We start from the raw sequence: 19,241 nt of genomic DNA, 5'->3' as shown, positions 1-19,241 counted from the left end.
CCCGCACCGACGGGTAAAACCGTTATCGCAATCAGTCAATTCCGTTACCGCAACCAGTCAAGTTTTGCGCTAACAGTCTGGAATAATGCCATTTTTAAGCTTTTGACCCGAGGGAATGGCCGCTATAGCGAGGACAATTCTTGCTCGCTTGGAGATACGCATATGACCATCAAAGTCGGGATCAACGGGTTTGGCCGCATCGGCCGCTGCACCTTGGCGCATATCGCAGCCTCTGGCCGGGACGATATCGAAGTGGTCAAGGTGAATGCCACCGGCCCGCTGGAGACCGCAGCGCATCTGCTGAAATACGACTCCGTGCATGGCCGTTTCCCCGGTGAGGTGACCTTGGGTGAAAACACCATGAACCTCGGCCGTGGCGACATGCAGATGTTCTCCACCTATAATATGGATGAACTGGACTGGTCCGGCTGTGACGTCGTGCTGGAATGCACCGGCAAATTCAACGACGGCGAAAAAGCCAAGGCGCATCTGGCGCGCGGTGCCAAGAAGGTGCTGCTGTCTGCCCCCGGCACCAATGTCGATAAGACCATCGTGTTCGGCGTCAACGACGACAAGCTGCGCGCCGGTGACCGGATGGTCTCCAACGGCTCCTGCACCACCAACTGTCTGGCCCCGCTCGCTAAGGTGCTGGATGAAACTGTCGGCATCGAAAGCGGGATCATGACCACGATCCACGCCTACACCGGGGATCAGCCAACCCTGGACCGTCGTCACGACGATCTCTACCGTGCCCGTGCCGCGGCAATGGCGATGATCCCCACCACCACAGGTGCGGCCAAGGCGCTGGGTGAGGTGCTGCCGAACCTCAAAGGCCGTCTGGACGGATCCGCGATCCGCGTGCCGACGCCGAATGTCTCCGCTGTGGATCTGACCTTCCGCGCCAGCAAAGAGACAAGCGTGACCGAGATCAACGCCATCATGAGCGAAGCCGCCAAGGGCCATATGTCCCGCGTGATCGGCTATGAGCCTGCGCCGCTGGTGTCGATCGACTTCAATCACTCAGAACACAGCTCGATCTTTGCCCCGGATCAGACACGCGTGGTGGAAAACAGCCTGGTCCGCGTTCTCGCCTGGTATGACAATGAATGGGCCTTCTCCGTCCGGATGGCGGATGTGGCTGTCGCAATGGGGCGTCTGGGCTAATCCCTGCGCTAAGCACAGCGTGTTCTCGAGAGGCGCTGCGACTTGTAAGACACCGCCCGGTCAGGCATATCTGGCCGGGCGTATCTTATTTTGAGCCGGGATCATGACCAACAAAGTTGCCCTCTTTCTTGCGCTGCTGATCCTGACCGCTCTTGCCGTGGATCTCTCGCTTTATGGCAGCGAGCATATGGTGTTTCTGGGCAAACGCCTGTTTGAGCTGATCGACTGGATCGCCTTCTGGCGCTGATTTTTCGGACAGACAACAAAAAACGGCCCCAAACGGGACCGCCCTAGCATGCGATCAATGTGGCACGCGTTACTTGGCCAATTGACGGCGCAGCTCGCTTTCGACCAGCGGCGTCACAAATTTCGAGACATCCCCCCCAAGCCGCGCGATTTCCTTCACCAGCTTTGAGGCGATCGCCTGATGCCGCGCTTCGGCCATCAGAAACACCGTCTCGACCGAACTGTCGAGTGCCCGGTTCATGCCGACCATCTGAAATTCATATTCGAAATCAGCCACCGCCCGCAGCCCCCGTACGATGATCTGCGCGCCGACGTCTCGGGCACAATCAATCAGCAGGTTCTCAAACGGATGGGCGACAATCTCGGTCCCGGTCTGCTCGCTCAGCTTGGCACATTCCGCCTCGATCATGGCGACACGCTCTTCCAGCGAAAACAATGGCCCCTTGTCGCGGTTGATCGCAACGCCGATCACCAGCTTGTCCACCAGCGCGCTGGCCCGGCGGATAATATCTATATGCCCCAATGTGATGGGATCGAATGTGCCGGGATACAAGCCAATACGCATGGGGCCTCTCCTGCCTGCTGGTTGGATGCGCGCAAGCAAACATTTTTGTCATCGGGGCGCAAGAGCGTGGAAATACCGACCCGCTCCTGCGCCGTGACGTCAGGGCTTCGACACAGGCCATGGCCGTTGTCGAGGCGCAGGGTCAGTGACCCATGATCATGCCTTCAAGAGCATCTTTCTCCATCGCAACCTCAGCCAGCTGTGCCTTCACAACATCGCCCAGTGACACCAGACCGATCAGCTTGCTGTCTTCCACCACAGGCATGTGGCGGAACCGTCCCTCGGTCATCTGTTTCAACACATCCTCGACGTTGGACTGGCTGGTGCAGGTGACCAGCTTCCGGGTCATATACTCACTGGTGGCCTTGCTGAGACAGCCGGAGCCACTGCGGGCCAGTTCACGCACGATATCGCGCTCGGACAGGATACCTTCAGCGGTCTCGCCATCGCTGGAGACCACTACGGTTCCGATCTTATGATCGCCCAGCAGCTTGGCAGCCTCGGATATCGTTGCCTCAGGAGCAATGGTGACCACCCCAGAGCTTGCCTTGGACTTCAGAATCAATTGAACCAGCATAGGCGCTCCTTTTTGTAATTTTCTTGCGTACCACCAAGGGTTGCCCTATCGCGGCATCAAGTCAAGCCTTCCAGCCGGACCACTTCGTCGCGTATGCCTTTTGACAACGCCTGCGCAAAGCGATTGAGCCGGTCGCTGCGCTGATCTCCCTGATGGCGCACCAGATAGAAACTGCGGCTGAGGCTAATTTTGTCGGTCAGCACTTTGCGCAGGGAGCGATGCGACGGCAGCGTGAAATCATGCGCCACGCAGAGCGCGGTGCCCTCCGCCGCCAGTTTGATCTGCACCGACACCGAATTGGAGGCCAGCGCCACACGCTCGACCCCAAGGTTGTTGAGGTAATCCAATTCGCGATCAAAGATCATGTCGGGGATATAGCCGATCATCTTATGGTGCTTCAGATCCTCCAGCGTCTTGATCGGCGGATGCTCGCGCAGATAGTGACGCGATCCCACCAAGTGCAGTTTGTAATCGGTGATCTTCTGCACCAACAGCTGGCCAGCGGTCGGCGCGCTGACCGTCACCGCCATATCGGCCTCACGGCGACTGAGGTTGATGACCCGCGGCAGGGCGACGATCTGGATGTCCAGATCCGGGTTCTCAGCGCCAATCTTGGCACAGACCTGCGGCAACAGATAATTGGCACTTCCGTCCGGCGCACCGATACGGATCTGCCCGGACAGCGTATCGCTCGGCCCCACCAGAGCCTCCTGCCCCGCGCGCATCGCCTGTTCTGCCGCCTCCGCATGACCCAACAGACGGTCCCCGGCGGCGCTCAGCGCATAGCCCTGCGGTGATTTCACAAACAGCGGCGTATCCAGCGCCTCTTCAAAGCGAGAGATCCGCCGCCCGACCGTTGCCGGATCCATTTTAAGGATCCGCCCCGCCCCCGACAGGCTGCTCTCCCGCGCCACTGCCAGGAACACCCGCATGTCATCCCATTGTGGATCCATGAGCTTTCCCTCCTCCTGCCGTCAACATTCTGTTAACCTTTGCGTTCCTGCAAAGCCTCTTTGAGATCTTTCCTCTTTTCCAGTGTTTTTTGCAAGCCTAGGATATCGCCAAGATGAACACAGGAGGATCCGATGAAAGAGCTCGGCCACTTTATCAACGGCAAACTGGTCTCCGGCACTTCGGGCCGGTTTGACGATGTTTTCAACCCCGCAACCGGCGACGTGCAGTACCAGTGCCCGATGGCCAGTGCTGCGGAAACCACCGATGCGATCGAAAAAGCCGCTGCCGCGCAGCCGGCCTGGGGCGCCACCAACCCGCAGAAACGCGCCCGCGTGATGATGAAAATGGTCGCGCTGATGAACCGCGACATGGACAAGCTGGCCGAGGCGCTCTCCCGCGAGCACGGCAAGACCATTCCGGATGCCAAGGGCGACCTTCAGCGTGGTCTGGAAGTGGTCGAATATTGCATCGGCGCACCGCAGATGCTGAAAGGCGAGTTCACCGACAGCGCAGGCCCCGGCATCGACATGTATTCCATGCGCCAGCCGCTGGGTGTTGTCGGCTCCATCATGCCGTTTAACTTCCCCGCCATGATGCCGCTGTGGCATGTCGGCCCGGCCCTGGCCTGCGGAAACGCGGTGGTGCTGAAACCCTCCGAACGTGATCCTTCCGTGCCGCTGATGCTGGCGGAGCTGTTTGTCGAAGCCGGTCTGCCCGAAGGTGTGTTCCAGGTCGTAAACGGCGACAAGGAAGCCGTTGACACCATTCTGGACAGCGAGATCATTCAGGGCGTGTCCTTTGTCGGCTCCACCCCGATTGCGCAGTACATCTACTCCCGCGCCACCGCCAACGGCAAGCGCGCGCAGTGTTTTGGCGGTGCCAAAAACCACATGATCGTGATGCCTGACGCCGATCTGGACCAGGCCGCAGACGCCTTGGTTGGCGCCGGTTTCGGCGCGGCTGGCGAACGCTGCATGGCGATCTCCGTGGCCGTTCCCGTCGGTGAAGAAACCGCCGACAAGCTGATCGAGAAGCTGATCCCGCGCATCGAAAAGCTGAAAGTCGGCCCCTACACCGCAGGCGACGACGTCGACCTCGGCCCGGTTGTGACCGCTGCATCCAAAGAGCGGATCCTGGGCCTGATCCAGTCCGGCGTGGATCAGGGTGCGACGCTGGTGGTTGATAACCGCGACTTCAAACTGCAGGGCTATGAAGACGGCTTCTTCGTCGGTGCACATCTGTTTGACCATGTCACCCCGGACATGGACATCTACAAGCAGGAGATCTTTGGCCCGGTTCTGTCCACCGTACGTGCAGACAGCTATGAGGACGCGCTGAAGCTGGCGATGGACCACGAATACGGCAACGGCACCGCGATCTTTACCCGTGATGGCGACACCGCGCGTGACTTCGCGTCCCGCGTCAACATCGGGATGGTCGGCATCAACGTGCCAATCCCCGTGCCGCTGGCCTATCACACCTTTGGCGGCTGGAAGAAATCCATGTTCGGCGACCTGAACCAGCACGGCCCGGACAGCTTCAAATTCTACACCCGCACCAAGACCGTGACCTCCCGCTGGCCCTCGGGCATCAAGGAAGGTGGCGAATTCAACTTCAAGGCGATGGACTGATTTTCAGGTCAATCCGCCAGTAATTCAAGGCTCCGGCGCTGCCGGGGCCTTTTCTTATGGCGAGCGCCCGCAATTGATGTTGCCGCGCCGCACTCCCCGTATTTCTGCGCACTTGCGCGTGATTTTGGCCTATTTGGTCCGGATTTTACTTGCTCAATACCACCGGTAGTCTATCCGGTCTGCCAGAGGCAGTGAAACGACAGGCAGATAAGTATGTCCCAAAAGCAAAACGGGCCGCAGGCGGCTGAGAAGACGGCGCGTGATTGGGTCAAGATCCTCGCGCAATACCGCGAGCCCAATATGCTGCGCAGCCTGTTTGAACTGACTGTCACCGTTGTGCCTTTTGTGCTGCTCTGGGCGCTGGCCTGGTGGTCGCTCTCGGTCAGCTACTGGCTGACACTGGGCCTGTCGGTTTTGATCGCGGCCTTCCTTCTGCGGCTCTTTACCATTCAGCATGATTGCGGCCATGGCTCGTTTTTCAGCAACCGGCGGCTCAGCGACTGGGTCGGGCGCATCATCGGAGTGCTGACCCTCACGCCTTATGATGTCTGGCGCCGCACTCATTCGATCCATCACAGCACCCATGGCAACCTCGGCAAACGTGGCATGGGCGATATCCACACCATGACTGTTGCCGAATACCGCGCCGAAAGCCGCTGGGGTCGTCTGATGTATCGGCTCTACCGCCATCCGGTCACCCTGTTTGCCATCGGGCCTGGCTATCTGTTTTTTCTGCAGAACCGCATTCCCTTTGGTCTGATGGGACAGGCCCGCTATTGGATCAGCGCGATGGGCACCAATCTCACCATCGTTATTGCGCTGGCCGCGATCTGGTATTTCGGCGGGCTGATGCCGCTTTTGCTGATCTTCGTCCCGGCGACCCTGCTTGCGGCCACCGCCGGGCTGTGGCTGTTCTATGTTCAGCACCAGTTCGAGACCACCCAGTGGGAACAGGAAGACGACTGGCAGCTGCATGACGCGGCCTTGCACGGCAGCTCACATTACGTGCTGCCCCCCGTGCTGCAATGGATCAGCGCCAATATCGGCATCCACCATGTGCATCACCTCTACAGCCGTATCCCGTTTTACCGCCTGCCGCAGGTGCTGCGCGATCATGCTGAACTGGCCGAGGGCAACCGGATGACCATCCGCGAAAGCCTCGCAAACGCGCGGCTGCATCTGTGGGACGAAAACAGCAAACGCCTGTTGTCCTTCGCGCAGGTCCGTCAGCTCTACGGCTGATCATTACCAGCTGGGGCGGACGGTCCCGCCTGCTATCAGCCAACGGCGGGATGTCGCCATTTGTGGCATCCTAAGGTTACACAACCCTGTGAGGCTGGCGGAAATCACCGTCCGGCCCCTAGGAAATTGCGGTGCCATGCTTAATTAAAGGCCGCATGTCCGAGCAGACCGTCGAAGGATACCATGAGCAAACTTCATATGACCCGCCGCGCCGCCCTGTCCGGGCTTGGCGCCACATTGGCCACCCCGACCCTGCTGCGCGCGCAATCCAGCGACGCCTTCCCGGTGGCAGAGCCAAAGATCGAGACCGAAATCCCGGTCAAACGCAACATCTCCTCCTTCCAGCAGCAGGCCTGGCAGGATCATTTTGATGAGTTGGGCGTCGGCTGTATGCTGGCCGATATCTCCTCGCGTGCGCTGCACTACTGGGGCGGTGACGGGGTCACCTATCGGCTGTTCCCCTCCTCCGTGCCGATGACAGAGGAATTGACCAAGCGCGGTTACACCAAGGTGGTGCGCAAGGCCAAGAACCCGAGCTGGACACCGACAGCCTCAATGCGCGAACGCGACCCCTCGCTGCCCCTGCGGATGGATGGCGGCCCCGGCAACCCCTTGGGCACCCGCGCCATGTACCTCAGCTGGCCCGCCTATCTGGTTCATGGCACCCATGACACCCGCAAGATCGGCCGCCAAAGCAGCTCCGGCTGTATTGGCCTTTATAATCAGCACGTCGAAGCGCTCTATGAAATGGTGGAGGTCGGCACCCAGGTGCGCCTGCTTTAGACGCCGACGGAGCCCAGCCGCTAGACCCGCGGCCTAGTCGCCACGTCAATGAGAAGTGCGGCCGATAAGACCGGTGTCTGCCAGGACCCTGCTAAGGTCGAACCTCAAGCAGCAGAACCCAACCGGCTGCAAATCTGCAAAGCGCGCACCGGCAATCCGGCGCGCGCTTTTTATCTGGTTAGTCTGATAACCTTGCAGCGCGGGATCCAATAGCAGACAGCCCGTGTCTGACCGCAACGCATTTCGCGTCTCCGCCGTGGTTAGACCTTGCCGTCAGCGAGGCTCAGATGATCCGGTTTCAGACCGTCATCATAGCGCAGGATCGCCTTTTCCATCAGCGCCTCGAAATCCCGAACATATTGCTCAGTATCGTATAGCGGCGTGGTGGAGATATTCGCCGCAAGCTTCTCCCGCAGCGCCTTAAGCTCCTCAGGCCGGGTGGCCAGACGCAACGCCAGCGCGCGATACGCCTCTTCCGTTTCGGCAATCAGCTCAGGGCAACCAACCGCCGTCACAATGCTGGCCGCAACACGGGCGGCAAACTGCTCCCCTGGTTTGGTGACCACCGGCACGCCGGACCACAGCATCTCACTCGCTGTGGTGTGGGCATTACAGGCAAAAGTATCGAGGAAGATATCCGCCAGAGGCAGTCGCGCCACGTGATCCGGTGTACTGCAGCGCCCAGCAAAGACAATCCGATCCGCAGGCACACCGCGCGCCTCTGCTTCCTTAAGGATATTGGCACGGACAACATCAGCGGCAGCCAAGAACCACAGCACGCTATTATCCACCTGCTTCAGCAGGTCCATCCAGATATCAAACTCGACCGGAGTAACCTTGTTGTGGTTGTTGAACGCACAGAACACAACCGCATCTTCCGGCAGCCCCATATCGGCCCGTGTCGGCAGATTTTCAGGATGCTCACGGCTGTTATCATTCACCTGATAACAGTTCGGCATATAGAGGATTTTCTCTGAGAAATGGCGTCGCCCCTCTTTTGGGACGGTGATAGGGTCCGCGAGGAAGTAATCCATTGTCGGCATGCCCGTGGTGCTAGGGTATCCTAGGTAGGAGATCTGCAGTGGTGCTGCACGAAAACCAAAAATCGCAGGCCGAGCATGTTTGGTGTAGCCTTTCAGGTCAATGGCAATATCGAGGCCATCCGCCCGTGCCAGTTCGGCGACATCCTCATCTTTCATATCCGAGACTTGGTGGTAGCAATCAGCCGCGCTGAGCACCCGCTGACGCATCACATTGTCAGGTGTTTCGCTATAATCGTAGATATAGATTTCGAATTTGTCCCGGTCATGCAGTTCAAAATGGCGCGCCATCAGGAACATTGTCGCGTGATTAAAAAAATCACAGGAGAAGTATCCTACCCGGATCTTGCGTCCTGCTACAGAGGTACGGTTGAATTTATGCGCCACCTTCCGTCCTGAAATAGCAGCCTTGGTCTTCGATTTCGTAACGGCGCGTTTTTTTTGAAAGGCCGCGTCATCCACATATAGCAGGGTTGTAAATGGGTCGCCGTTGGCCGGGTCATTGTCCAGAATTCTCAGCTTGTTTTTCTGATCATCGTAAACCGACCAATCACACAGATTCATTTGCGACTGAACCAGACGCGAGACATTCATCGCGTTTTCCGGCTCCAGCTGATACACCGCTTCAAAGAAGCCAACCGCGTCCCCCAATTTGTCCATCAAAAACAATATGGTGCCGATTGCACTCAGCCATTTCGGGTTAAGTGGCTCCAGTTTGAGCGCCCCCATCAGATGCTTCAGCGCAAGTTCGTATTTCTTTTCCTGCATAAAGCTGGACGCAATCTCTGCATGCAACGTCGCATTACCTGGCTCAAACATTAGTGCTTGCGTCGTCAGATCGCGCGCGCGTGGGTAATCCGCCTCTACAAAGGCTCGGGCGGCCTCCGCCTTAAGCCGGTCCGCAGGAGATACCGCAGTGGCTTCCAGTTTGCGACGCGCCGATTTGGAAAGATGTTTGGTGCGCAATGGCTTGTTCATCGAAATTCTGCCCTCAGCTGATCCTCCGCGGCTGCGATGCGCCCCGGTTTTTGACAAATTTCGACCAGTTTGAAAGAAAATACCTAAGAAACGGTTCACTGCCCTACCGCTCGCACTTCTTGCAGCAATGCCCTTACTTATCCGCCTGAATCGAGGACAAACCGACATTTCTGCACAGCAGCTTTGCACCGCTGCGGCTTGCCCTGTCGCCCTTGGGTCGCTAAAAAATAAACAACCGTTCAATTCATGACGACCCCGGCGGATCATATCCGGGCCGGGCTGCGTTCACACGAGGGAGGACACGCTGTGGATTTCGCATTGACCGAGGAACAGACCGCCATTTTCGATATGGCTTTCGCCTTTGGACAGGAGCATATCGCCCCCTTCGCCCGCCAGTGGGAGGCTGAGGGCACCATTCCGAAATCACTCTGGCCGCAGATCGGTGAGCTGGGCTTTGGCGCGCTTTATGTCTCTGAGGAAACCGGTGGCGCCAGCCTGTCGCGGTTGGATGCCACATTGGTGTTTGAGGCGCTGTCGATGGCCTGCCCGTCTGTGGCCGCTTTCCTGTCGATCCACAATATGTGCGCCAAGATGCTCGACAGTTTTGCCAGTGACGAGATGAAGGCGCGGATCATGCCGGACATCCTGTCGATGAAGACCGTGCTCAGCTATTGTCTCACGGAACCCGGTTCCGGCTCAGATGCTGCCGCGCTGAAGACCCGCGCCGCCAAAACCAACGAGGGTTACACCCTTAAAGGGACCAAGGCGTTCATTTCCGGCGGCGGCTATTCCGACGCCTATGTCTGCATGGTCCGCAGCGGGGAGGACGGCCCCAAAGGTGTCTCCACGGTCTATGTCGAGGATGGCACCGTCGAGCCTCAGCTTTGGCGGGCTTGAGGATAAAATGGGCTGGAAGAGCCAGCCCACAGCCCAGGTTCAATTCGACGATTGCAAAATCCCTGCAGACAATCTGGTCGGAGAAGAGGGCAAAGGCTTCACCTACGCGATGAAAGGTCTCGATGGCGGGCGTCTGAACATCGCCTCCTGCTCCCTTGGCGCGGCCCAGCAGGCGCTGACGATGACCCTGCAATATATGTCCGAGCGCAAAGCGTTTGGTAAATCCATTGATCAATTTCAGGGGCTGCAATTCCGCCTCGCGGATATGGAGATCGAGCTTCAGGCGGCCCGTGTGTTCCTGCGTCAAGCCGCGTGGAAACTGGATCAGGGCGCACCGGATGCGTCTAAACACTGCGCCATGGCGAAGAAATTCGTCACCGAAGCGGGATCCAAGGTCGTTGATCAATGCCTGCAACTGCATGGCGGTTACGGCTATCTCGCGGATTATGGCATCGAGAAACTGGTGCGCGATCTGCGCGTCCACCAGATCCTTGAGGGCACCAATGAGATCATGCGCGTGATCACCGCGCGCCATCTTCTGGCCGAAAACCACTGAGGCAGCCATGAGCGATATTGATATCCGCATCACCGGTCGCGCCGGGCGGATCACCCTCACCCGCAACAAGGCGCTGAATGCGCTGAGCTATGACATGTGCATGGCCGTTGACGCCGCGCTGAAAGCCTGGGCTGATAACGACGCCGTTGATCTGGTAGTGATGGACGCCGAAGGCGAGAAAGCCTTCTGTGCGGGCGGTGACATTGCCGAACTCTACCAGACCGGCACCAGTGGCGATTATGACTATGGTCGCCGGTTCTGGCGCGATGAATACCGTATGAATGCACGGATCTTCGAATACCCCAAACCGGTGGTGAGCTTCCTTCAGGGGTTTGTCATGGGCGGCGGTGTTGGTCTCGGCTGCCATGGCACCCATCGCATCGTCGGAGACAGCACGAAGATCGCCATGCCCGAGGTTGGTATTGGCCTTATCCCCGATGTCGGCGGCACCTTGATGCTGGCCCTGGCGCCGGGGCGGCTGGGGGAATACCTTGGCCTCACCGGGGCACGGATGTCTGCGGCGGACGCGATTTATGCAGGCTTTGCGGACCACTACATCCCCGAAGCCCGCTGGCCTGAGCTAATCGCCGAACTGGAACAATCCGGGCGCGCCGATCAGCTTGTGGACGCTGCAGAGATCGCACCCGAAGGCCGTCTGGAGGCGCTGCGCGACACCATCGACCACAGCTTCTCCGGGGAGACGCTGGGCCCTATTCTAACCACACTTGATCAGGACAGCAGCGCCTTCGCCGAAGAGACCCTGAAAACCCTGCGGCGCAACGCCCCTCTGTCGATGGCCTGCACCGTCGAGCTGCTGCACCGGCTCCGCCTCGGCACCATGGGCATTCGCAAGGCGCTTGAACTGGAATACCGCTTCACCCATCGTGCGATGGAGAAGGGCGACTTGCTGGAAGGCATCCGCGCCCAGATCATTGACAAGGACCGCCAGCCCAAATGGCAATATGCAGATCGTGATGTGCCTGCTACCGCTGTCAGCCAGATGCTGATGCCGCTGGCGACCCAGACGCTGCAGTTTGAGGAGGAAAACACATGAACATCGGATTTATCGGTCTTGGCAATATGGGCGGCCCGATGGCGGCTAATCTGGCCAAGGCAGGCCACACTGTCACTGGCTTTGACATGGCGAATGTCTCGATCGAGGGTGTCACCATGGCGGCCTCCGCCGCTGAGGCTGCGACCGGCGCAGAGGTGGTGATTACCATGCTGCCCAATGGCCAGATCCTGCGCGCGGTCGCAGATGACGTCATCCCCGCCATGAGTGCGGGCGCCACGCTGGTGGATTGCTCCACCGTTGATGTCGACAGCGCCCGCACGGTGGCTGATCAGGCAGGGTCCGCCAACCTGATGTTTGTCGATGCTCCGGTCTCCGGCGGTATTGGCGGCGCCTCAGGTGGCACGCTCACCTTTATGGTCGAGCGGCTCCGCTGCGGCCTTTGCAGCGGCGGAACTGCTGTTTGACATCATGGGGCAGAAGGCCGTCCATTGTGGTGAGGCTTGGCGCCGGTCAGGCGGCGAAAATCTGCAACAATATGATCCTCGGCATCACCATGATCGGCACCTGCGAGGCCTTTGCCCTGGCCGACAAACTGGGCCTCGACCGGCAGAAGATGTTCGATGTGGTCTCCACCTCTTCCGGCTACAGCTGGTCGATGAACGCCTATTGCCCCGCCCCCGGCGTCGGGCCGCAGTCCCCGGCTGACAATGACTACCAGCCCGGTTTTGCTGCCGAGCTGATGTTGAAGGATCTGCGTCTGGCGCAACAAGCCGCCCATAGTGCGGATGCGGACACCCCCATGGGGGCATTGGCGCAGGCGCTCTATTCCATGTTTGTCGAGGACGAGGGCGGTGCAGACAAGGATTTCAGCGCCATGCTGCCCCGCTTTGAGGCGCGCAGCCGCCACGACTGATCCGGCATCACCGCAGCGGCACCGCCCACTGACACCGGGGGTGCCGCAGTGATCCAGATGATCGGCGCGCTTTCGTAAAAACGACCAACGCCGCATTCCATTTCGGACTGCGGCGTATTTTTATTAAATTCTCGATTTTCCTTAAATTCAATCACATCTCTGATCGAAATAGCAGCGTCGTGAAACTCTCAGCATCAGATCGAGAAATATTCGTTAATAATTCACTAATCCTGACAGGTCGCCGTTAGGAAATATAAAATTCTCATTTTTACGCCACCGTCGGCGTTAACTTTTCCCTAGACGCATGAAAACCCATATGCCAACCTACCATTAGATCAACGACATATTTGATCACCCCCGACGATGTGGCTAGAAACGGCCCCTCCCTCTGGAAGCAATCCGGACACCACCTGTCAATTGGCATCAGGCCGATACCCTGTGGTACTTAACAATGAAAATAGAATGGGAAAGGAAACAATTAACAGAAGCGATCCTTTGCGAATACGTAAGAAACGACACTGATCCCCCCACCGGTTTCGTCTATTTCGTCGCATTTACACAGGTTCGTTTGGCTTCTGAAAAGAAGACTTCCACGCCAATTGGATTAAAGACTTTGGTTCGCGACATCTGCCGCCTGCACATCCTCGGTTGCAGGCTCTCCCCCATCCCCACGGGTGTCGCGCCGTCCCAATCCAGCTCTGTGGAAAGCGCCGCTGACAGAATGTCGGCGGCGCTTCGTTTTTGGGCTCAGACCTGTCGCGGGACACCACAAACGCTGCCGCGGATCACTCCGCCGCGAGACTGCGGGCGTCGAGGATTTCTTTGAGGTAGTGACCGGTATGGCTGCCCTTTGCTGCGGCCACATCCTCTGGCGTACCAGCGGCCACGATCTCACCGCCGCCGTCGCCGCCTTCCGGGCCAATATCAATGATCCAGTCAGCGGTTTTGATCACATCGAGATTATGCTCGATCACCACAACAGAGTTGCCCTGCTCGACCAATTCATGCAGCACTTCCAATAGCTTGCGCACGTCCTCGAAATGCAGACCGGTCGTCGGTTCATCCAGAATATAGAGCGTCCGCCCGGTGGACCGTTTCGCCAGCTCCTTCGACAGTTTGACCCGCTGCGCCTCACCGCCAGACAAGGTGGTCGCCTGCTGGCCCACCTTGATATAGCCAAGGCCCACCCGCATCAGCGCGTCCATCTTGTCCCGGATTGATGGCACCGCCTGGAAAAACTGCTGCGCATCTTCCACCGTCATATCCAGTACATCGGCAATCGACTTGCCCTTGAACTGGATTTCCAGCGTCTCGCGATTGTAGCGCGCGCCCTTGCAGGTCTCACATTCCACGTAGACGTCCGGCAGGAAGTGCATCTCGATCTTGATGACACCATCACCCTGACAGGCCTCACAGCGCCCCCCCTTCACGTTGAAGGAGAACCGACCCGGTTTGTAGCCCCGTGTCTTCGCCTCCGGCAGCCCGGCAAACCACTCACGGATCGGGGTAAAGGCGCCGGTATAGGTAGCCGGGTTTGATCGGGGGGTCCGACCGATGGGCCGCTGATCGATGTCGATCACCTTGTCAAGATGCTCCAGCCCTTTGATGGTTTCGCAAGGTGCCGGGGTCTGACGCGCGCCGTTAAGGCGCATGGATGCGGTTTTGAACAGGGTCTCAATGGTCAGCGTGGATTTGCCACCGCCCGACACCCCGGACACACAGAGGAACTTGCCCAGTGGGAACTCCGCCGTGACATTCTTGAGGTTGTTGCCGGTGGCCTTGACCACCTTCACCGATTTGCCATTGCCATTGCGCCGCACGGCAGGGATGGCGATTTCCCGGCTGCCTGACAGATACTGACCGGTGATCGACCCGGTATCAGCGGCAATCACATCGGGCGTGCCGTGGCTGACGACCTGCCCGCCATGCACCCCGGCCCCCGGCCCAATGTCAAAGACGTAGTCCGCCTCGCGGATCGCGTCCTCGTCGTGTTCCACCACAATGACCGTATTGCCCTGATCACGCAGGTTTTTCAGCGTCTCCAGCAGGCGATCGTTGTCGCGCTGGTGCAACCCGATGGACGGCTCATCCAGCACATAGAGAACGCCGGTCAAGCCGGAGCCAATCTGAGACGCCAGCCGGATCCGCTGGCTCTCACCGCCAGACAGGGTCCCGGCATTGCGGCTCAGCGTCAGATACTCCAGACCGACATTGTTGAGGAAGCCCAGACGCTCGCGGATTTCCTTCACAATGGCGCGGGCGATCTCCTGCTTTTGCGCCGACAGGTGGTTTGGCACCTCCTCGATCCAGGCCAGCGCCTCGCGGATCGACATCTGTACCACCTGCCCCACATGCAGCCCTGCGATCTTCACCGCCAAGGCCTCTTCGCGCAGGCGGTAGCCGTCACAGCTGCCACAGGGGCGGTTGTTCTGATAGCGTTCGAACTCCTCCCGGATCCAGCTGGAATCCGTTTCGCGGTAGCGCCGTTCCATATTGGGGATCACCCCTTCAAAGACGCGGGTCACCTCATAGACACGGCCGCCCTCGTCGTAGCGGAATTTGATTTCCTCATCCCCAGAGCCACGCAGGAACACCTGCTGCACCTTCTTGGGCAGGTCTTTCCATTTGGTGTTCTTGTCGAACTGATAATGTTTGGCAATCGCCTCAATCGTCTGCAGGAAATAAGGCGATTTCCCCTTGCGCCAGGGCGCCAGCGCTCCGTCATAGATTTTCAGGCTCTGATCCGGCACCACAAGCCGCTCATCAAAGAACAGCTCAACCCCCAGCCCGTCACAATCCGGGCAGGCCCCAAACGGCGCGTTGAAGGAGAACAGCCGCGGTTCGATCTCAGGAATGGTGAAGCCACTGACCGGGCAGGCAAAATTCTCGGAAAAGGTGATCCGCTCAGGTTCTGGTGCCTCTTCGCCCTCCGCCGCGCGGGGGGCCGTTTCCAGAATGGCGATCCCATCCGCCAGATCCAGCGCGGTGCGCAGACTGTCGGCCAGCCGGGTCTCCAACCCCTCGCGCACCACCAGACGGTCAACGACCACGTCGATGTCATGGCGGAATTTCTTGTCCAATGTCGGCGGCTCGTCCAGCTCGTAGAATTCGCCATCCACCTTCACCCGCTGGAACCCCTGCTTGCGAAGCTCCAGAAACTCCTTGCGGTACTCACCCTTGCGGTCGCGCACGATCGGCGCCAGCAGGAAGCCACGGGTACCCTCCTCCAGCGTCATGATCCGGTCGACCATATCCTGCACCTGCTGCGCCTCAATCGGCAGGCCGGTGGTCGACGAATAGGGCGTGCCAGCACGGGCAAACAGCAGCCGCAGATAGTCGTAAATCTCGGTCACCGTACCCACGGTGGAGCGCGGGTTTTTCGAGGTGGTCTTCTGCTCAATCGAAATCGCAGGCGACAGGCCGCTGATGTGGTCCACATCCGGCTTTTCCATCATATCGAGGAACTGACGCGCATAGGCCGACAGGCTCTCGACATAGCGGCGCTGACCCTCGGCATAGATGGTGTCAAACGCGAGACTGGATTTGCCCGAGCCGGAAAGGCCGGTGATCACCACCAGCTGATCGCGCGGGATATCCACGTCGATGTTTTTCAGATTGTGCTCGCGCGCACCGCGCACTTCGATCGATTTCAACTCAGCCATACTGCCCCCAAATTCAACGCCAGCCGCCCTTGCGGCCAGTGTTCGACCCTACAGATAGGGACTGCGCCGCGAGTCTCCAATAGAAAAATGAGAACGGAGCGCGAACACGCTCAGATTGCTGCGGTTTGCCCGCGTCGGCGGGCCAGCATTGCATGTACGGCAAAGCCCCCGACGAACAGCATCAGCGCCATGGTCATCATCCCGTGGTAGCCGCCATAGGCAACTGCCGCCACCATCAGCGGCGTGCCGACCGCATTGCCAAGGTTGCCAGCCTGGCTCATGGCGCCATTGGACTGCGCCTGCTCCGCCGCCTCTGCGTTCAGCTGCGGCACCGAGGCAAAGCTCGCCCCCTGCACCAGCCCAAAGGCCACCGCCAGCGCCATACAAGCCAGCGGCAGACCGGGCGTCAGCAGCAGCCAGATTGCGCCGCCCGCTGCCAGCAGGAAGCCTGCCTGCACCACGCGCACCGCCGCCATCCGCCGCAACAGCCAGACCCCCAATGTCATAGAGGTGGCGATACTGACCAGTGGCATGGCGCTGATCACACCCACGCGCGTGGCCGCATCCAGATGCGGCGGCAGCACCGTCAGCAAGGCGACAAAACAGGTGGTGTAGAACAGCCAGCCCGCCGCTGGGGCCACTTTCGCGGGGGAGCGGTAGATCTCCAGATGCAGTGCCTAGGCAGATCCGCCAACTTGGCCAGCGGCAAACGGGGGGGCACCTGCACCGTCTTCAACACCCGTCCCAGCACCAGCGCCAGACCTGCCATCATCAGCGCATGGGCGCCAAACAGCGACAACAGCCCAAACCCGGCGACCAGCGGCAAGCCAAACCACACCAGCAGCGCAAAGGACACGCCAAAGAACGTGCTCCAGATCGACAGCGCGGTGCCGCGATGGCGCGGGCTACAGATCTGCGGGATCAGCGTTGGGGCGGCCACCACGATCCCCAGATGCGACAGGCCTTCGATCAGCCGTGTTGCCAGAAACAGACCATAGGGCAGATGCAGCGCCTGAAGCGCCGACATCACCGCCCCGATCCACAGCGCCCACACAAGACTGCGGCGATACCCGAAGGAGGCGACAAACCCGCCCGCAACCACGCCCAGCAGAATGCCAAGCACACCAACCATGGTGACCACCAGGCTGAGCGAAGACCCCGCCCCGGGATACAGCAGGCCCAGCTGATCAAAGATGATCGCGATCTTGCCATATTGCGCCGCAGCGCCCAGACCGGCGGCCCAGATGATCATCACCACACCCCAGCGGGTCTGTGGTTCATGGATATGGGGTGTGTTCATGGGGCTGCCCTCATTGCAATCGCGCATTGCGCAGGAAATCCGCCAGGACCGGCCGAAGCGCAGGACATACCCCGCCTGACAGCGAAGCGCCAGACGGGCTGAACGCCTCAGCCCGAAAACCGCACGTAAAAACGCCCGAAGCGATGCCTCGGGCGTCCTGACGATCGTAATCAGACAGATCAGAAGATCTGCTTACATATGGATCACCCGATCAAAGGCATCCAACACGCTTTCATGCATCATTTCGCTCAGCGTCGGATGCGGGAAGACGGTGTTCATCAGGTCTTCCTCGGTGGTTTCCAGCTGGCGGCCGACCACATAACCCTGAATCATCTCGGTCACCTCGGCCCCCACCATATGGGCGCCCAAGAGTTCACCTGTTTTGGCGTCAAAGATGGTCTTCACCATGCCTTCGGCCTCACCCAGGGCAATCGCCTTGCCGTTGCCGATGAAGGGGAAGCGCCCGACCTTGATGTCATAGCCCAGTTCCTTGGCCTTCGCCTCGGTGTAGCCGACGGAGGCGACCTGCGGCTGGCAATAGGTGCAGCTCGGCAATGCTCTCAGGCTTTACAGCATGAGCGTGTTTGCCCGCGATCAGCTCCGCCACCATGACGCCCTCGTGGGAGGCCTTGTGCGCCAGCCAGGGCGCACCGGCGATATCGCCAATCGCATAAAGCCCATCAACGCCAGTGCGGCAGAATTCATCCGTGACGACATGGGTGCGATCGACTTTGACGCCGAGACCTTCCAGCCCCAGCCCCTCAACATTGCCGACGATGCCCACGGCGGAAATCACCGTGTCGAATTCCTGTTTCTCGACCTTGCCGCCGACCTCAATATGGGCGGTGACTTTGCCCTTACCGCGGTCCAGCTGCTTGACCATGGCTTTCTCCATGATCTTCATGCCCTGTTTGACAAAGGCCTTCTTGGCAAAGGCGGAAATCTCCGCATCTTCCACCGGCAGCACCCGGTCCATGACTTCGACAACAGTCGTATCAGCACCCAAGGTGTTGTAGAAACTTGCAAATTCAATACCGATGGCGCCCGACCCGATCACCAGCAACTTCTTCGGCATCCGCACCGGATCCAGCGCGTGCTTATAGGTCCAGACCAGATCGCCGTCCGCCTCAAGTCCGGGCAATTCCCGCGCCCGGGCGCCGGTGGCCAGCACGATATTCTTCGCCGCCAGCTCCTGCGTCCCCTTCTCGGTCTTCACAGATACCTTGCCCTTGGCGGGGAGCGTCGCCTCACCCATGACAACGGCAATCTTGTTCTTCTTCATCAGATGGCCAATGCCGGAGGACAGCTGTTTCGCCACCCCGCGCGAGCGTTTCACCACCGCGTCCAGATCATAGCTGATATTCTCGGCCTTCAGGCCGAAATCCTTGGCCCGCTCCATCAGGTGAAACACTTCCGACGACCGCAACAGCGCCTTTGTCGGGATACAGCCCCAGTTCAGGCAGATGCCGCCCATATGTTCACGCTCGACAATACAGGTCTTCAGCCCCAGCTGAGCGGCACGGATGGCAGCCACATAGCCCCCCGGCCCTGCGCCGATTACGATCACGTCATAGGTTTCTGCGGCCATGGTGGTTCCTCGCCAAGCTGGATCAAAAACTAGTTCACCGTTAAACTATTTCTCGCTGCACTGCAATCATCCAGTGCAGGCTCATAGCCGCCATGCAAGAAACAGCAACGCCGCACCCCGATCCTTGGGG

Annotated in this window: 11 protein-coding genes and 4 pseudogenes; 8 read left to right on the top strand and 7 right to left on the bottom strand. The window is 59.3% G+C overall.

Features of this window, described 5'->3' with window-relative positions; all coding sequences use genetic code 11:
- Window positions 1-162 precede the first annotated feature (162 nt).
- Together gap and L0Z65_RS05075 are read left to right on the top strand one after the other, a co-directional pair.
- On the top strand, window positions 163-1,164 hold the full coding sequence (gene gap / locus L0Z65_RS05080) for a type I glyceraldehyde-3-phosphate dehydrogenase (protein ID WP_405111352.1): 1,002 nt from the start codon (window positions 163-165) through the stop codon (window positions 1,162-1,164).
- 103 nt (window positions 1,165-1,267) lie between these two features.
- On the top strand, window positions 1,268-1,411 hold the full coding sequence (locus tag L0Z65_RS05075; protein WP_167385675.1) for a hypothetical protein: 144 nt from the start codon (window positions 1,268-1,270) through the stop codon (window positions 1,409-1,411).
- Between the two features lie 69 nt (window positions 1,412-1,480).
- On the opposite strand, the gene coaD is transcribed toward L0Z65_RS05075, so the two are convergent.
- The 3 genes from coaD to L0Z65_RS05060 form a co-directional block, all read right to left on the bottom strand.
- Window positions 1,481-1,975 (bottom strand): pantetheine-phosphate adenylyltransferase, encoded by a 495-nt coding sequence (gene coaD / locus L0Z65_RS05070; protein ID WP_014874824.1) that lies wholly within the window; start codon window positions 1,973-1,975, stop codon window positions 1,481-1,483.
- A 142-nt stretch (window positions 1,976-2,117) separates the two neighbouring features.
- Complete coding sequence (locus L0Z65_RS05065) at window positions 2,118-2,552, bottom strand: CBS domain-containing protein (protein WP_096871400.1); 435 nt, start codon at window positions 2,550-2,552, stop codon at window positions 2,118-2,120.
- Window positions 2,553-2,608: 56 nt separating this feature from the next.
- The gene (locus L0Z65_RS05060; protein WP_096871401.1) at window positions 2,609-3,505 is read right to left on the bottom strand and encodes a LysR family transcriptional regulator; all 897 of its coding nucleotides are present in this window, start codon (window positions 3,503-3,505) and stop codon (window positions 2,609-2,611) included.
- A gap of 132 nt (window positions 3,506-3,637) precedes the next feature.
- On the opposite strand from L0Z65_RS05060, the gene L0Z65_RS05055 reads away from it, so the two are divergent.
- The 3 genes from L0Z65_RS05055 to L0Z65_RS05045 all read left to right on the top strand — a co-directional run bounded on the left by L0Z65_RS05055 (window position 3,638) and on the right by L0Z65_RS05045 (window position 7,162).
- A complete protein-coding gene (locus tag L0Z65_RS05055) occupies window positions 3,638-5,137 on the top strand; it encodes a CoA-acylating methylmalonate-semialdehyde dehydrogenase (protein ID WP_102896895.1) in 1,500 nt (499 codons plus the stop codon).
- A gap of 213 nt (window positions 5,138-5,350) precedes the next feature.
- Window positions 5,351-6,379: a fatty acid desaturase gene (locus tag L0Z65_RS05050; RefSeq protein ID WP_102896894.1), complete on the top strand. Its 1,029-nt coding sequence runs from the start codon at window positions 5,351-5,353 to the stop codon at window positions 6,377-6,379.
- A gap of 183 nt (window positions 6,380-6,562) precedes the next feature.
- Window positions 6,563-7,162, top strand: coding sequence for a L,D-transpeptidase (locus tag L0Z65_RS05045; protein WP_405111347.1), 600 nt, complete (start codon window positions 6,563-6,565; stop codon window positions 7,160-7,162).
- A gap of 260 nt (window positions 7,163-7,422) precedes the next feature.
- On the opposite strand, the gene L0Z65_RS05040 is transcribed toward L0Z65_RS05045, so the two are convergent.
- Window positions 7,423-9,447: a UDP-N-acetylglucosamine-peptide N-acetylglucosaminyltransferase gene (locus L0Z65_RS05040; RefSeq protein ID WP_405111344.1), complete on the bottom strand. Its 2,025-nt coding sequence runs from the start codon at window positions 9,445-9,447 to the stop codon at window positions 7,423-7,425.
- A 39-nt stretch (window positions 9,448-9,486) separates the two neighbouring features.
- On the opposite strand from L0Z65_RS05040, the pseudogene L0Z65_RS05035 reads away from it, so the two are divergent.
- The 3 genes and pseudogenes from L0Z65_RS05035 to mmsB all read left to right on the top strand — a co-directional run bounded on the left by L0Z65_RS05035 (window position 9,487) and on the right by mmsB (window position 12,561).
- Window positions 9,487-10,633, top strand: a pseudogene (locus L0Z65_RS05035) (acyl-CoA dehydrogenase family protein).
- 7 nt (window positions 10,634-10,640) lie between these two features.
- Complete coding sequence (locus L0Z65_RS05030; RefSeq protein ID WP_405111341.1) at window positions 10,641-11,687, top strand: enoyl-CoA hydratase/isomerase family protein; 1,047 nt, start codon at window positions 10,641-10,643, stop codon at window positions 11,685-11,687.
- Window positions 11,684-12,561 (top strand): annotated as a pseudogene (gene mmsB / locus L0Z65_RS05025) (3-hydroxyisobutyrate dehydrogenase). The gene L0Z65_RS05030 and the pseudogene mmsB overlap by 4 nt, the downstream one beginning before the upstream one ends.
- Window positions 12,562-13,346: 785 nt before the next feature.
- Here mmsB and uvrA read toward each other — a convergent pair.
- The 3 genes and pseudogenes from uvrA to lpdA form a co-directional block, all read right to left on the bottom strand.
- Window positions 13,347-16,223, bottom strand: coding sequence for an excinuclease ABC subunit UvrA (uvrA, locus tag L0Z65_RS05020; protein WP_405111338.1), 2,877 nt, complete (start codon window positions 16,221-16,223; stop codon window positions 13,347-13,349).
- A 110-nt stretch (window positions 16,224-16,333) separates the two neighbouring features.
- Window positions 16,334-17,586, bottom strand: a pseudogene (locus tag L0Z65_RS05015) (MFS transporter).
- Window positions 17,587-17,715: 129 nt separating this feature from the next.
- Window positions 17,716-19,111, bottom strand: a pseudogene (gene lpdA / locus L0Z65_RS05010) (dihydrolipoyl dehydrogenase).
- Window positions 19,112-19,241 lie beyond the last annotated feature (130 nt).

It is taken from the genome of Phaeobacter sp. BS52, assembly GCF_045040595.1.
Lineage (GTDB): Bacteria > Pseudomonadota > Alphaproteobacteria > Rhodobacterales > Rhodobacteraceae > Phaeobacter > Phaeobacter piscinae.
The sequence above is the reverse complement of the archived record's forward strand: the minus strand, read 5'-3'. Positions and strand labels throughout refer to the sequence as shown.